The sequence below is a fragment of the Apibacter muscae genome, from assembly GCF_007845595.1.
Lineage (GTDB): Bacteria > Bacteroidota > Bacteroidia > Flavobacteriales > Weeksellaceae > Apibacter > Apibacter muscae.
Genome location: NZ_SELI01000015.1, coordinates 319,256 through 334,092 on the forward strand (window position 1 = coordinate 319,256; position 14,837 = coordinate 334,092).

A 14,837-nucleotide genomic window follows, 5' to 3' on the forward strand; every position below is an offset into this window, starting at 1 on the left:
TCTATGATATTTGTTTAATATCATTCATTTAACATGAACCTTTGTCTGAATGTATATTTTATAAAAATATCTACTTTTTTCAGACTTTTTAATGTATCTACTTTAGCATCCATTGTTTTGGAGTTATTCCATATTTTTTTTTAAAAGCTTCTATAAAGTGACTAGGATTTGTATAGCCTAAATCGTAGGCTATTTCCTTAACGCTTTTTAATTTTAGATCTAATTTTTCTTTTCCAATTTCCAACTTAGTATCCAGAATGTAAGTTGAAAAGGATTTCCCAATAATCTTTTTAAAACCTTCTTTTATTTTGTATTCACTTAAATGTACCTGATTGGATAATTCTTTTAATGTAGGAGGACTTGCTATGTTTTCTAAAATACATTCTTTAATCTCCTGAATTTTTGAAACAATGTTTTCCTGACTAATTGATTGATTTGCTATTAAATTATTTTCATTATCAGAAAAATAAAAAAGAAATATTTCTATAATTTTAGTTTTTAAATAAATATTTTTAAATTCCTCGTCTATAATAAAATCTTTCAATTGAGACAAAATTTGTCTTTCTTGAATACCCAATAATTTTTCTCTAAATAAACATTTATATTTCGCATTTTCATAAAAAGGTAATTTATATGTATACTCACTAAAAATTTTTTCTAATTCTTGGATCTTAATTACTATAATAATTAAGTTTGATTTTTTAGCTAAGCTTATGTTAATTGGTACATTTTGCTTGGGATGAAAAATTAACAAGGTGCTTTCTTTTTCCATGAAATATATTTCATTTCTTGCAAAATGAAAGGTTGCTGTTCCTTTTATGCAAAAATACATTTGTACAAACTCTTTTTCTACAGGTTTAGAAATAGTATCTGTTACATCTGTATAGTTATCAATTTGTGCTAAATATATTTTATCACTAATCTTGTTTTCTCTTATTCTACTTTTAAAGGTATTTTTTAAATCCATAAAATATATTAAAAAAAAGCTATTAATCCTTGACTAATAATTATTCAATGTATTAAAGATATAATTTAGATTAATTACAAACAAATAATTTTTAATTTTTACAGGTATTTTTTTTTATCTATGGGTATTTTGCAGGTAGGATTAAACCTAGATTTGCCAATGAAAAATTTTAACGGTGTATTTATCTAACTGCATAAATAATTTTTTTGTTGTAAGTCTTAGCTATGAAAAAGCGAATTCAAAAGTTCGCGGGAAATTTAGTTTTGACAGTAACACTACCCAGCAATTCTGTGAGAAAATATCATTAATTGATCCTTATACCCGAGTTTTTGTACTTTCAACTTGCAATAGAACTGAAATTTATGTACAAACAGAAAAAATTCAGGAATTAATTAAAATTTTTTGTAAGCATATTTATGCATCCTCCGATGAATTCTTATCCTATTCTTGCCTCTATCAAGGAGAAAAAGCGATTAAACATTTTTTTAGAGTAGCCTCGGGTTTAGAAAGTCAAATTATTGGTGATTTTGAAATAATTTCTCAAATAAAGAAATCATTCAATTCATTTAAAAAATTTAAGTTAACTAACGCCTTTCTGGAGAGATTGGTAAATACTGGAATCCAAATTTCCAAAAAAATAAAGAATTCTACAGCTTTAAGCAGTGGAGCTACCTCTGTCTCGTACGCTGCTGTTTATTATTTAATTCATAATGTTCCTGAAATTTCAAGTAAAAAAATCATCCTTGTTGGCACAGGGAAGATAGGTCGCAATACCTGCGAAAATCTTATTAAACATTTAAAGTACCCAAATAATCTAACATTAATCAACCGTACACGAGCCAATGCTCAAGATTTGGCAGATAGCTTTCACCTTAATGTAAAAGATTATAAAGATCTTCATACAGAAATCAATCAATCAGATATTGTTATTGTTGCCACCGGTGCAAATAAAACTATTTTTAATAAAGAAGATTTGACTAATAATTCTAAATCCATAACTTTTCTAGATTTATCTGTCCCTAATAATGTTTGTCCCTCGTTAAAGGAATCTAAAAATGTCAAACTTTTAAATGTGGACGATTTATCTGGTATTATTAACCAAACATTTAAACAAAGAATTCAAGAAATTCCAAAAGCTGAAGGCATTATACAAGAAATCATGCAAGAATTTATCTTATGGTGTAACAACAGAAGATACGTTCCTCTTATACAAGCCTTTAAATCTGATTTAGAAAAGATTAAAAATATTCAAAAAAAATCTTTGGATAAAGATCTTTCTATTACCTCAAAAGTGGAAGATGAACTTTCCAACCAATTAATACAGAAAATCACCAATCGCTTGGCTGATTATCTGATTAATAATCCTGACAAGTCTGAAATTGCTACAGATTTGTTTAAAGAAATGTTTAAATTACAAATTGCCCAATAATTACCTTGAATGAAGCCCCTTAGAATTGGAACTAGAAAAAGTCCTTTGGCTCTATGGCAAGCCAAAGAAGTAGAGAAAAAACTCAATCAACTAAATATTCCAACAGAAATTATTCCTATTACTTCCATAGGTGATAAAAACTTAGTTCAACCTTTGTATGAAATGAATATTGTAGGAGTATTTACTAGAGATTTAGATCTAGCATTACTTAACAATGAAATTGATATAGCTGTTCATAGCTTGAAAGATGTTCCAACTATATTACCCAAAGGTATTGTATTATCAGCAGTGCTTAAAAGAGACTATGAAGCAGATATACTTGTGAGAAATCCAAAAACAAGTTCCACTTTAAGAAAATTTGATGCCCTTAATATTGGCACTGGAAGTTTAAGACGAAGGGCTTTTTGGAATGCTAAATACCCAAACGTTAACTTCTACAATCTAAGGGGAAATTTACAAACTCGATTATCCAAACTTGAAACTGAAAATTTAGATGGAACTATTTTCTCTCTAGCAGGGATTAAACGTTTAAACTTAAACATTGACTACGAAGTTCTAGATTTTATAATTCCTGCCCCAGGTCAGGGCGTTGTAGCCATATCCTCCTTAGAAAGTAATAAAGAGATTACTAATTTAATGGATACAATTAACCACAAGGAAACTCAAATCTGTACAGAAATTGAAAGAGACTTTTTAAGTTCCTTAGAAGGGGGTTGTACAGCCCCCATTGCTGCCTATGCAAAAATGGAAAATGAAGCCCTTATTTTTAAGGGTGGAATTGTATCGTTGGATGGATCTAAAAAATTAATTCTTGAAAAGAAAGTTCCAATAAACAAATACTCCGATTTGGGTAAAACCTTAGGTAAAGAAGCCTTTGAACAAGGAGGGAATGAAATTATAAAAGAATTTAAAACTAAAAACTAAACTAATAATTTTAAGTTATGAATGTCCTAATTTCTGGCTAATTTATATTTACGAATATTCTTGAATATTAGTTTTCTTTTATTTCTATAATCTTCTCTTGTACGGTAGAATTATTATTATCTGTAGATACTGAAGTACTTTCTTCAACCACTTCAACTTCCTTAGCTTTCGGAACCTCCAGAGTAGTTGTTTTAGGTTCTTCGGATGCGGAAGTGCTTACCTTTTTTTCCTTTTTTAAAGATACGGGTTGATTATTGGTAATTACTTTTTCTTTTAAAGTCTCAAAATTACCTTCCTTATTCATGTAAAAATATTCTCCGACATCATTCATTTCTTCAACCAAGTCATTCTTGGCTACCGGTCTTGATTTTTCCTCGACTTTGTAAGATGAACTTTTATTCACGTTTGTATTATTTGAAGATATTCCCTCTTTAGAGACAACGTTAGAATTGGTTTCCGGCATTACCTGTGTTTCAACTATTGTTTGCACCGTTGGGTTTACTAAAGTATCCTTTTGCAAAGTATCTGACTGAGATAAAACAATAGAATCTTGAGGTATTGGGTCTAATGAAATAGTTTCAGCAATGGTATCATTGACATTGATAGGCTCCCTCTTACTTTTAGAATTACAACTTAAAACTATTGATGAGCTTATCAATAGAAATAGAAAGGATATTTTTTTGTTTTTAATTGATAAATCTTTTTTCATAAGCTTATTTTCTTTAGGTAGGTAAATATAGGAATAAAAATATAAAATACACTAAATCTTTATTCATTCCTTATAAAAAATTCTTTTTACCCGAGGAGATATGGAAGTAAGTATTTCATAGGGAATTGTTTCACACCAAGTGGCATATTCTAACAAACTTGGAGATTCTCCAAGTACAATAACTTCATCTCCCTCTTGACATAAAATTTCGGTTACATCTACCATCATCATATCCATACATATAGAACCTACAATAGGAGCAATTGCTCCATTTACCCGCACATAACCCCTACCATTTCCTGCTAATCTTTTAATTCCGTCTGCATAGCCAATAGGCAATGTAGCTATCCTAGTCGTTTTTTTTGCCCTAAATCTTCTTCCATAACTTACCGTGCCTCCTTCTTGAATGGTATGTATGTTGGATATAACTGTTTGTAAGGTAACTACATTTTCTAAATTTTTAAGTGTTTCTTTATGATCTATGTAGCCATACATTCCTATTCCTAAACGAACAGCATCAAAGTGGAATTCTGGATAATTCACGATCCCTGCGGAATTGCAACAATGCAACATAGGTTTATAACCTAAAGTTTCAACCAACCGATCGTATGCAGATTTAAGTAGTTTCGCTTGTCTTTGGGTGAAATCTTTTTCTTCCGGCACATCTGAAACCGCTAAATGTGTAAATATAGATTTAACCTCAATCCAAGGGTTTTCTTTTAATTGAAAAGCTAATTTTTCAATCTCTTGAGGATTAAATCCTAAACGACACATTCCGGTATCAATTTTTATATGAATCGGATATTTTTTAGCTATTGATAATTCCTTTACTCTTTCAGTAAATTTTTCAAGCACGCGGAAACTATAAACTTCAGGCTCCAAATCGTTATCTATAATTGCCTGATAGCTACTTAATTCTGGATTCATCACCATTATAGGAAGGTATATACCTTTTTTCCTCAGAAATACCCCTTCATCGGAATAGGCAACCGCTAAATAATCCATATGATGGAGCTGTAAAGTCTCCGCAACTTCATACCCGCCAATCCCATAAGAGGAGGCTTTAACCATGGCAATCATTTTAGTTTTAGGTTTTAATAAACTTTTAAAATAGTTAACGTTAAACCTTAACGCATTTAGATTGACTTCTAAAATGGTATCGTGAGACTGAGATTGTAAAAATTTTGAAATTCTTTCTAAACCAAAATCTCTGGCTCCTTTTAACAAAATAGCTGAATCTTTAGGCGGATATTTTTTTATATATGTTATTACCTCTTCCGTTGTAGAAAATATATGAGTAGTATGTTTAAACCACTGTTTATATTTTGCTCCTTTTTCTCCAATCAATAATAATTGATCTAGAGGATAGGCATTTACTAAGGTAGATACTTGGTTCCATAGTTCTTCATCTTTTGAAGAAGATTGTAAAATATCTGAAAGGATTAAGATTTTTTTAGGTTTATTTTGTAGATACAATTGCTGCAAGGCAATTTCTAAAGATTTTAAATCTGAATTAAAAGTGTCATTAATAACAAGGCAATCGTTATCTCCATGGATCAATTCTAACCGCATGGAAATTCCATACAATTGAAGAAATTTCTTTTTTATAAGCGCAACATCCATGTTTAAATAAACCAAGATTGCTAGCAAACACAAAGCATTTTGTATGGATGCTTCATCTGAAAAAGGGATCGTAAACGATTCTTCTTTGGTATTTATTTTAACGTTTAAACACGTGCTTTTATTTTGTTTAACTATATTTAACAATTGAATATCCGAATCTGCTTCCTTACCAAAAAAAATAATTTTCTTGTCTGGATACAATTGTTTAATTATTGTCCTGTTCTCGGGTAGATCGTTACATATGATAGCTTCGGAGTGTTTAAATAATTTAATTTTTTCAACAATTAAATCTTCCTTATTATTAAAGTTTGCGGAATGTGCTTCCAATACATTGGTTAAAACCCCAATTTTTGGTGACAAGACTTTTTCTTGTTTTTCCATTTCTCCGGGGTGTGAAATTCCAACCTCAAAAATTCCTAAGTCGTATCCAGGCTTCATCTGCAATATGGAAATGGCTAATCCTAGCTGAGAGTTATAACTTTTAGTGCTTCTATAAACTTTAAATTCTGAATTTAAAGCATGAAATAACCATTCTTTAACAATGGTTTTCCCATTGCTCCCTGTTATTCCAATAGTCTTCACCGGATGTTTTTTTAAATGCTCTTTTGCCCATTTTTGCAAAGCTTCCAAAGGATTGTCTACTAAAATATAAGTGGCTTGCTCATGTTTAACGGGTATATATGAACAAACAAATATTCGTATAGACTTGGTAAAGGCTTCCTCTATATAGTCGTGTCCATTACTATTTCCTGTTAGAGCAAAAAAAATTCCTTCTTTAGGACTAACAATAGACCTGCTATCGTAGAAAATTTCAGAAATTTTTTTGTTTGAATCCCCAATCACCTTTCCATTAGTAAGTGAGGCTAGTTCTCCAACCGTATACATCTCCATGGGTATGTGTAAATTAAAACATTTATTTTTTGTGTTTCTCTAAATCTAAAATTTTCCAAAATTCAGAACGGCTTAAGGGTTCGTACTTATCTTTTTCACCCAAGTCTATCAAATGCTGATCGGTTGTAATACGATGCGAATAATTAGCTAAAGCACCTGTTTTAACACATATAGCGTGTACTTTGGTCACATATTCTGCTATTGCCATTAAATTCGGCATAGATCCGAAGGGTCTGCCTTTAAAATCCATATCTAAACCTGCAACAATGACTCTCTTACCTTGGTTGGCTAAAAGATTACAAATTTCTACAATGCTTTCATCAAAAAATTGGGCTTCATCAATCCCTACAACTTCACAATCTTCTACCCTCACTGGGATCTCTTTAGGCGAATCCACGGATATTGCTTCCAGAAACCATTGGTTATGGGTGTTTATTTGATCTTCCTGATATCTTATATCTAAAGTGGGCTTAAAAACTTTTATTCTTTGCTTGGCCAATTGCGCTCTTCTCAGTCTTCTAATTAACTCTTCCGTTTTGCCAGAAAACATAGATCCGCAAATAATTTCTATCCAACCTGTTTGTGATTTACTATTTATTGTATTTTCGAGAAACATTTGTAATTTTAGGAACTTTAAAAAAAAATTATCCTTTGTTTGTACAAACATAAACAATAACCAACAGATTAAAAAGTAATTTATGAATGCAAGAGAGTCATTTCAAAAAGAGATACTAGAAGAAATTAAATTGATCGCTAAAGAGTTAAGCAACATACAAAATTTATACGGTTTATTAACGTACCAACAAAAAATTCAAAACTTATACGAAAAATTTATTTTTTTAAAGCAACTAAATACCTCCAAGTACCAACAAATATTAGAAAATCACTCTGAAGTTGCACCTAAAACTGAAGAACCTAGAGATTTCTATTCAAATGTAGTTAATGAACCACCCATTGAACCTGTTTTATCTACTACTGAAACACCCAAAGATAGTGTAGTTGTAGAGGAAACTGAACCGAACTTAACACCTACGACTGAAGAGCTTGTATCTTCTTCTGATGAATCTGTGTTTAAAACAAACAAATTGAAACCTTTGGATATTGAAATTGCTGATATTGCACCCCTTATAAATAAGGATGAAAAAACGTATTCCGAAAATTTATCTGCCTCTAAAATAAATCTTCCCCCTGTATCGCCTAGTTTTGGTGATTCTATAACTTTTATTAGCCAACTGTTTAAAGGTAGCAAGGCTGCTATGGATAATGAATTTAAACTTTTAAACCAAACCCAATCTTTGGAAGAGGCTAAAAAATGGATAGAACAGATGTTTGTAAAATACGATTGGAAAAATAAGGGATTACATGTTGAGCGTCTTTCTCAATTGATTGTTGAACGTTTTAACTCTTTAAAAAATTAACCGTGAGCGGAAAGCTTTTTTTAGTCCCCACCCCCATCGGTAATTTGGAAGATCTTACATTTAGAGGGCTTCGTATTTTAAAAGAGGTGGATTTAATTTTAGCAGAGGACACCCGTACCTCGGGCAAACTATGTAAACACTATAATATTGAAACCCCTATGCAGTCTTTTCATCTGCATAACGAACACCAAAAAACGGAGCATTTTATAAATGAGATTGTAAACGGTAAAAATTTAGCCTTAATTACAGATGCGGGAACCCCAGGAATTTCAGATCCGGGATATCTTTTAGTTAAATCTTGCATTGAAAATTCTATTGTTGTAGAATGTTTACCGGGAGCAACTGCTTTTGTACCTGCTTTGGTCGTTTCCGGGCTTCCTTCTCATGAATTTTTATTTGTGGGTTTTTTGCCTCAAAAAAAAGGCAGACAAACCAAATTAGAAAAACTTTCTAAAGAAGAAAGAACCGTTGTTATGTACGAAAGTCCACACAAAATACTTTCTACCCTAGAACAAATAATGAAAATTTTTGGTGCTGAAAGAAAGGTTAGTCTTAGCCGAGAAATTTCTAAATTATACGAAGAAACTATAAGGGGAACAGCGGAAGAGGTTTTTAAACAAATTTCGGACAAACCTATCAAAGGAGAAATCGTTTTATTAATTGAAGGATTATAAGTATAAAAATTATGATATCTAACCGATGCAAATATGCCTTAAAAGCTCTTATTTACATTGCCCGGCAAGAAATGGGAAAAAGCGTTTTGTCTTCTGAGATTGCTAAAGACGAACATATTCCCAAAAAATTTTTAGAGAATATTTTACGAGATTTAAAAAACGCACAATTTTTAACGAGTAAACGGGGGGCTAAAGGTGGATATAAACTAAATAAAGGGGCTGAAGAAATCACCTTAATTGATATTATTCGTTTAATGGATGGCCCTATCGCTTTAATCCCTTGCGTTTCAATTATGTACAACCAAACCTGCGACACTTGCAAAAACGACTATTTTTGCACCATCAAAGAAACTTTTGCAGAAGTTAGGGATGCTACCCTAAAAATTTATGAAAAAACCACCTTAGCCAGCTTGGCAAGAAAGGAAAAAAATACTAATTTTGTCATTTAAAATTTGGGGCTGTAGCTCAGTTGGCTAGAGTGTTAGACTGGCAGTCTAAAGGTCGTGGGTTCGAGCCCCATCAGCTCCACTCTATCGAATATTAAGTAGTTAATAGTCTGTATATTAAATATGCAGACTATTATTTTTTAGACAATATTTAGACAACGATTTTTATTTTTATAAAAAGAAAAGAGGATGTAAATAAACCTCCTCCTTAAATATTATATAAAAAAATCTTTAAATTATTTATTTAGATAACTTTTCAATTAACTCATCTCTATCTTTTATCATTCTTTCGTATAGTTCTAATACTTTATCTAGTGGATTGAAATTACAATTGTTAGGATTAAAATGCCCATTATTTATAGCACTATCATTAAAAGTATTAATGTAATTGTAAGTAGCTTCTTCATTCATGTTTTTGATGGCTTCTACAGGTACTTTTAATGCTAGGGAGACTTTCTCTAATATTTTATCTTCCAATTGTTCTTTTTGTTCATAATCTGATACAGTAGACTGGGTGACTCCTAAATCTAAGGCTAAAGATTCTTGTTTGATTCCCAGCATTTCTCTTAGTCTTTTTATGTTTCTTCCCTGATGTACTTTTTTAGGAGCTATATCTGTATTCATAAACAAAGGATTTTAGCTTATCTATGAAAATACCACTAAAAGCAGAGAATTATTTTATACGATTATTTTCTGTATCTGTATGATAAATAGAACTTCTGAAAAAGATAAATGAAATAAAATTTACCTTAAACTTAAAGCATTTAATTTTATAATTTCTACAAATACTAAAACCTTATGTTACACATTCTTCTTTAATTTTAGTTCAGATTTTATATATATTTTTTAAGTAATATCATGTATTACAAACATTAAACTCTTAGATTAAAAAAGAAAAGTACTAGCAAATTAAGAAATCTCAATTTATAATTATAAATTTTATGTTTATTATTTTACATTAGAATATAATTTATATCTTAGCAAAATAATCTTAATAATAAATTATGTCATCATTCCTCGCAAAATTATTTTTAGATGGAGAAACCTATACCATTTTAAAATGTAAATACCAATTTGACAAATTAACCGATCCCACTTTTAAACCCTCCGGAGAAGTGGTTGGCGGTAAAATAAAATTAACCATTGAAAGCCGTGGTCATGTAGGTTTATTGGAATGGATTCTTGCCAGAGACAAAGAAAAAGAAGGCTACGTTGAATTTTATCGCAGGGACGGGATGAGCAGACAACTAAGAATTGAATTCAAAAAAGCTTTTTGTATTCGTTATAAAGAGAAGTTTAACTCCGTTGGAAATGTACCTATGCATATATCCTTTGTTATTGTTGCTCAAAAACTAAAATTTAATCATTTAGAATTCCATAACGATTGGGTGATCTAATCGTTTTTATCTAACTCAAAAATTTACATTACTAACTATTATGGATCATACAAATTCCCCGTATGTGTATCACCGTAAGGGAAACGGAGATTTTTCTGATACTTCAGCGGTGGTTACTTTGAACGGAAAGGAAATTTCTTTAAGAAATTCCATAGAGGTAAAGATTTCTCAGGAAATGCTCTCTCATACTACTTATCATTTAATTTGCCCTAGCGAAGCTTTTGGGGATAAAGACGCTTATCCGCTAAGTAATTCTAAACAGCTGTTAGGTTCTAATTTATCTATACAATTCCGTAAAAAAGGAGAAACAATTGCTCTTTATACAGGAGTAGTTACTCGGGTAAATTATAAGAAGAAAAATAAATATCCTTTTATTGTAATTGAGGCTAAATCTTTTTCTGTATTACTGGATACTCAAAAAAGATGCAGAAGCTATCTAAATCAATCTTTAAAAGAAATTTTAAACAAAGCTTTTTCTGAATATTCGGGGGATCGGGTGGAATTTATTTGCGAGCCTAACTATTCTTCTCTTATTACTTATACGGTTTCGTATAACGAGACTATTTTTGCGTTTATGCAAAGACTAGCCATCCGTTACGGTGAATACTTTTTCTGGAATGGCTCGCAACTGATTTTTGGTAGAGGTAACCAAAGAAGAACATCTATTTATGAGGGTCAAGATTATTTGGAATACGAAATAAGTACCGGGGTTGCCCCCCAGCATTCTATTCGTGAGAACTATTATCCATCTGCGGCGTCTGTTCAAAGTTTAAATAGTAAAACTTTTGCGCCTAGTAATTCTTTGTATTTGGTCAATCCTTTTTTACATCATGCCGTTACAGAAGCTAAAAAAATATACCCTTCTTCTGAAACTTCTTTTTATTTTGATGCTTTAAGTGAAGACCAAGATATAGAACAACAAAATAAACTAAAAATACAGCAATCAGCCTTAGAAAATTTGGTATGGGTAGAGGCTAAAACCACGCAACCGGGTTTGCGTTTGGGTGATATTGCAAAAATGTTGGCGCATATTCCGGAAATACAAACCTTTGAGAATGGAAAGAAGGTTCCTATTGAAAGTTATTTAATTCAAAAAATAGAACATACTTATGATACGCATGGGTATAGGAATGAGTTTTCTGCTATACCTAGGGAACAGCTGATTGCTCCATATTGGGATGAGAATGCTTATCCTCGGGCGGAAGACCAAAGTGCAGTGGTGGCTGAGGTGGATGATCCGCTGAAAATGAACCGGGTAAGGCTTCGGTTTTTCTGGCAAAAGGGGGAGAGTGAATTAACTCCTTGGGTGCGATTGGTGCAGGGGTATGCGGGGCAAGATCGGGGTTTACACTTAATGCCGGAAAAGGGAGAAGAGGTGTTGGTTTCTTTCCGCAGGGGAAATGCGGAGTTTCCTGTGGTTACGGGTTCTTTGAATAATGGTAGCCAGATTAGCAACTACCAAACAGAAGACAATCGGTTTAAGGTTTTGAAAACGAAGCAGGGGGAAAAGCTGGAGTTTGAGGAGCTGAAGAATATTGTTCTTGCGGATCGTAAGGGTAATCAACTGCATATTGAGATTGATAAGGATACGCTTACCTTAAGGGCTTTGGATATTATTAATATTCTGGCGCCTTATATTAATATTGAGGCAGAGAAAAACCTAACTCTGCGTGCCGGGCAAAAAATGCTATCGGAAGCTTTTGAAAAAATGTTGGTCAATACTCCTTTTATGCAACAATTGGTAAGCGATTATTACCATACCCAGGCAGGAAAGGCTTTGATAAACTCGCAAAACGAAATAAAGCTGGAAAGCCCGGAAACTTATGTACAGGGGGGACAAAAGCTGTTTTTACATTCCGATGAATTAGCAACTCTAAATTCTAAGGGTATTGCAGAGTTTAGAGGGGAAACCAAAAATGCGCTTAGTAATAAAGCTGATGTTTACACCCCTCAACAATACAAAATAGAAGCGAAATGTACAGTTCAGTTTCGCCCGCATAATAACTGGGATGGAGAATTTGGTTTTGACTGGATGCGTTTGGGCGATACTGGAAGAAACCCGGGAGACACCAAAGCCTATAAAGATATAGTCGGTAAAAATAGAGTTGGTGGTAAAATTTCCAATAATAATTATGGAAAGAATATTGTTCCGGACAGTGCAGAATATACCAAGCTTTTAAAAAAATACAATGTATTATCTGTTCCCTTTACTAAGGATTTCTACATTGTACCCTGGGCTAGTTTATTTAAAGATAAAACAGCTAAATTTAGTTTAAAATTGCATATAGAAGAACCTCCTAAAAAACTGGAATTTAAGTACGATAAAACCCTTTTTCAATTAAATAAAACAGAAATAACCACCAAAACCAAAGGAAAACATACCTTACCCGATTATTTAACTGTAAAATGTATAAAGACCTTTAATGCTGACCAATACATTGATGTTTATGCCGATGAAAAACTGGCAGGTAGACTAAAAATACATAAAAACGGAAAGTTAGACCGTCGCAAAATAGATATTGTATTAGCTCCTGTAAAAACAAAGATAACCCCACAAGGTGAAACAGGAAAAATAATAGGAGAAGAAGCCAAATTAAAAAAATATCTGGGACAGGCTTTAATTACTCCCAATATAATTATTGATAATTCCATTAATCTTAGTAATGATCATATTTTTGAACGAGCCTATATAAGAGGTGGACAGCTTGTTTATGGACATGATTCTTCTGGAAGAGGAAAATTACATACTTACATGATAAGTAATTATAACTTAGCAGGAAAATATCCCGGAGCCTTTATTATTTATATATTCGATCTTCCTTGCCCGGGTACCGGTGGAGAGGTTTTTGAAATTCCTTCCTATTTTGCCTTAGTTTACGAATATGCCAGTAGAAAACCTACCTGTTTGGTTCATGAATTATTGCACGGATTGGGCTTATACCATACTTTTGATAACGATAGTACTTTTACCTTTCCTAAGAATACAGAAAATATTATGGACTATACCAATACCCGCTATGCTACCTGGAAATGGCAGTGGGATTTAATCAGAAAACATTCCCAAGTAAAACCTGAATAAATTATGAAAAAATATCTTTTTTTTATTTTAATAATTCCTGTGTGCATTTCCTGCCAAAAGCAAGAAACCAGTACACCTATAAAAACCATTCCCTCAACCCCAATACAACCTAAAGACAGCCTTATGGAAAAATTTAATATACAAGAATTTAAAAAACATCAAAAAAATAATGAATGGGAATACACAAAGGATAATAAAGATTTTTTTTTAAGAGATGTGCAAGATGAATATTGGATGGAAGTTTCAGAAAAAAATAATCCTTTTATTCTAAGAATTAATTATTATTTAAATGGAAATCGTAAACTAAAAGCTCTATCCTTTCATGCAAATGGATTTACTAAAGGATTGGTTGTAGAATATAATGAAAAAGGAAATATAACAAAACAAACTGATTATGATGCACCTTACAAAGATTACCCTTGGGAAAAGGTAAGGGTTTGGATGGAAAGTAAAAATATTGACCTACTAGATCCTCTTACCCGAGTTTGGAGAGATATTGATAATGATAAACCCATCTGGTATATAAGCTGGGATACTAAAAAACTAGATAAATATAGTAACCAAATTATCCAAAATGTAGAAATTAATGGAAAAACAGGGGAAATTAGTAAGGAATATACTTCTTCTTTTGGGGAAGAGATTCCTGAAAAGTATAGATAATCGGATTTTATTGGATATGAAATTTTTAGCTATATTTCTATTTACTTTACTTATTCTACTAGTTTCTTCTTACATAAATTAAATTTTATAGTTAGCATATGCCACAAACCATAACTGAAACTGCAACGCTACAATGCAACCAAGGAACTGCCGAAAGTAAACTTTCAGTAAGTAGTCAAAATTTCTTTTTTATCGGCGATCATGCTATTGCTACTGAAGCGGATAATCAAACAGGAGTGAATATTAAGTCTTTTGGTTTGTGTAAATTAAAACCAATTCCGGGTGGATATTTGCCGTGTACACCTGTACCTATCAACTGGGCTGAAACAACAAAAAAGGATGAGCTAAACGGAAATAAAATACTATTGGATTGCTCTGTTTGTCCTTGCGCTACTGGAGGAATTATCTCCGTAAAAGATAAGGGACATGGAGAAGAGCATGAAGGGTAGAAAATGCATTAAAAAATTATCAATGAACTTATGTCCAAATTAAGCCTAAAGAATAATAAATTTCAAAGTCTGCAATAGATGAAAAAATTATTATAGCTCTTATTTTTCTACTTATCTTTTTTATTTAAGGCTGGAAATAATATGTATATAATTAGCTAACGGTATTTCGCA

14 protein-coding genes and 1 tRNA gene are annotated in these 14,837 nt (G+C 31.9%); 10 read left to right on the forward strand and 5 right to left on the reverse strand.

Going from position 1 to position 14,837, the window contains the following annotated elements; genetic code table 11:
* Window positions 1-97 precede the first annotated feature (97 nt).
* Window positions 98-967 (reverse strand): AraC family transcriptional regulator, encoded by an 870-nt coding sequence (locus ETU10_RS02510; protein WP_146309639.1) that lies wholly within the window; start codon window positions 965-967, stop codon window positions 98-100.
* 175 nt (window positions 968-1,142) lie between these two features.
* On the opposite strand from ETU10_RS02510, the gene hemA reads away from it, so the two are divergent.
* Both hemA and hemC read left to right on the forward strand, forming a co-directional pair.
* Entirely contained in the window at window positions 1,143-2,396 is a 1,254-nt protein-coding gene (gene hemA, locus ETU10_RS02515) for a glutamyl-tRNA reductase (RefSeq protein WP_185145041.1), read from the forward strand.
* A 9-nt stretch (window positions 2,397-2,405) separates the two neighbouring features.
* The gene (gene hemC / locus ETU10_RS02520; RefSeq protein WP_146309643.1) at window positions 2,406-3,320 is read left to right on the forward strand and encodes a hydroxymethylbilane synthase; all 915 of its coding nucleotides are present in this window, start codon (window positions 2,406-2,408) and stop codon (window positions 3,318-3,320) included.
* 67 nt (window positions 3,321-3,387) lie between these two features.
* Here hemC and ETU10_RS02525 read toward each other — a convergent pair whose 3' ends face one another.
* The 3 genes from ETU10_RS02525 to ETU10_RS02535 form a co-directional block, all read right to left on the reverse strand.
* A complete protein-coding gene (locus ETU10_RS02525) occupies window positions 3,388-4,029 on the reverse strand; it encodes a hypothetical protein (protein ID WP_146309645.1) in 642 nt (213 codons plus the stop codon).
* A gap of 63 nt (window positions 4,030-4,092) precedes the next feature.
* Window positions 4,093-6,543, reverse strand: a complete 2,451-nt coding sequence (locus tag ETU10_RS02530) for a bifunctional UDP-N-acetylmuramoyl-tripeptide:D-alanyl-D-alanine ligase/alanine racemase (RefSeq protein ID WP_146309647.1) — start codon at window positions 6,541-6,543, stop codon at window positions 4,093-4,095.
* Between the two features lie 22 nt (window positions 6,544-6,565).
* Window positions 6,566-7,159, reverse strand: a complete 594-nt coding sequence (locus ETU10_RS02535; protein WP_146309649.1) for a thymidine kinase — start codon at window positions 7,157-7,159, stop codon at window positions 6,566-6,568.
* 82 nt (window positions 7,160-7,241) lie between these two features.
* On the opposite strand from ETU10_RS02535, the gene ETU10_RS02540 reads away from it, so the two are divergent.
* The 4 genes from ETU10_RS02540 (at window position 7,242) to ETU10_RS02555 (ending at window position 9,163) form a co-directional block, all read left to right on the forward strand.
* Complete coding sequence (locus tag ETU10_RS02540) at window positions 7,242-7,961, forward strand: hypothetical protein (RefSeq protein ID WP_146309651.1); 720 nt, start codon at window positions 7,242-7,244, stop codon at window positions 7,959-7,961.
* Window positions 7,962-7,963: 2 nt separating this feature from the next.
* Window positions 7,964-8,635 (forward strand): 16S rRNA (cytidine(1402)-2'-O)-methyltransferase, encoded by a 672-nt coding sequence (gene rsmI / locus ETU10_RS02545; RefSeq protein WP_146309653.1) that lies wholly within the window; start codon window positions 7,964-7,966, stop codon window positions 8,633-8,635.
* 11 nt (window positions 8,636-8,646) lie between these two features.
* On the forward strand, window positions 8,647-9,084 hold the full coding sequence (locus ETU10_RS02550) for an RrF2 family transcriptional regulator (protein ID WP_146261615.1): 438 nt from the start codon (window positions 8,647-8,649) through the stop codon (window positions 9,082-9,084).
* 5 nt (window positions 9,085-9,089) lie between these two features.
* Window positions 9,090-9,163 (forward strand) — tRNA-Ala (locus ETU10_RS02555).
* A gap of 158 nt (window positions 9,164-9,321) precedes the next feature.
* On the opposite strand, the gene ETU10_RS02560 is transcribed toward ETU10_RS02555, so the two are convergent.
* Window positions 9,322-9,705 carry a helix-turn-helix transcriptional regulator gene (locus ETU10_RS02560; RefSeq protein ID WP_146309655.1) on the reverse strand — a complete coding sequence of 128 codons (384 nt, stop codon included), beginning with the start codon at window positions 9,703-9,705 and terminating at the stop codon, window positions 9,322-9,324.
* Window positions 9,706-10,085: 380 nt separating this feature from the next.
* Between ETU10_RS02560 and tssD the strand changes: the two genes are divergently transcribed.
* From tssD to ETU10_RS02580, 4 genes are all read left to right on the forward strand, one after another.
* Window positions 10,086-10,478 (forward strand): type VI secretion system tube protein TssD, encoded by a 393-nt coding sequence (gene tssD, locus ETU10_RS02565; RefSeq protein ID WP_146261375.1) that lies wholly within the window; start codon window positions 10,086-10,088, stop codon window positions 10,476-10,478.
* 40 nt (window positions 10,479-10,518) lie between these two features.
* Window positions 10,519-13,557: a phage baseplate assembly protein V gene (locus ETU10_RS02570; RefSeq protein WP_146309657.1), complete on the forward strand. Its 3,039-nt coding sequence runs from the start codon at window positions 10,519-10,521 to the stop codon at window positions 13,555-13,557.
* A 3-nt stretch (window positions 13,558-13,560) separates the two neighbouring features.
* On the forward strand, window positions 13,561-14,217 hold the full coding sequence (locus ETU10_RS02575) for a hypothetical protein (RefSeq protein ID WP_146309659.1): 657 nt from the start codon (window positions 13,561-13,563) through the stop codon (window positions 14,215-14,217).
* A 98-nt stretch (window positions 14,218-14,315) separates the two neighbouring features.
* Window positions 14,316-14,666, forward strand: a complete 351-nt coding sequence (locus ETU10_RS02580) for a DUF4280 domain-containing protein (protein WP_146309661.1) — start codon at window positions 14,316-14,318, stop codon at window positions 14,664-14,666.
* Window positions 14,667-14,837 lie beyond the last annotated feature (171 nt).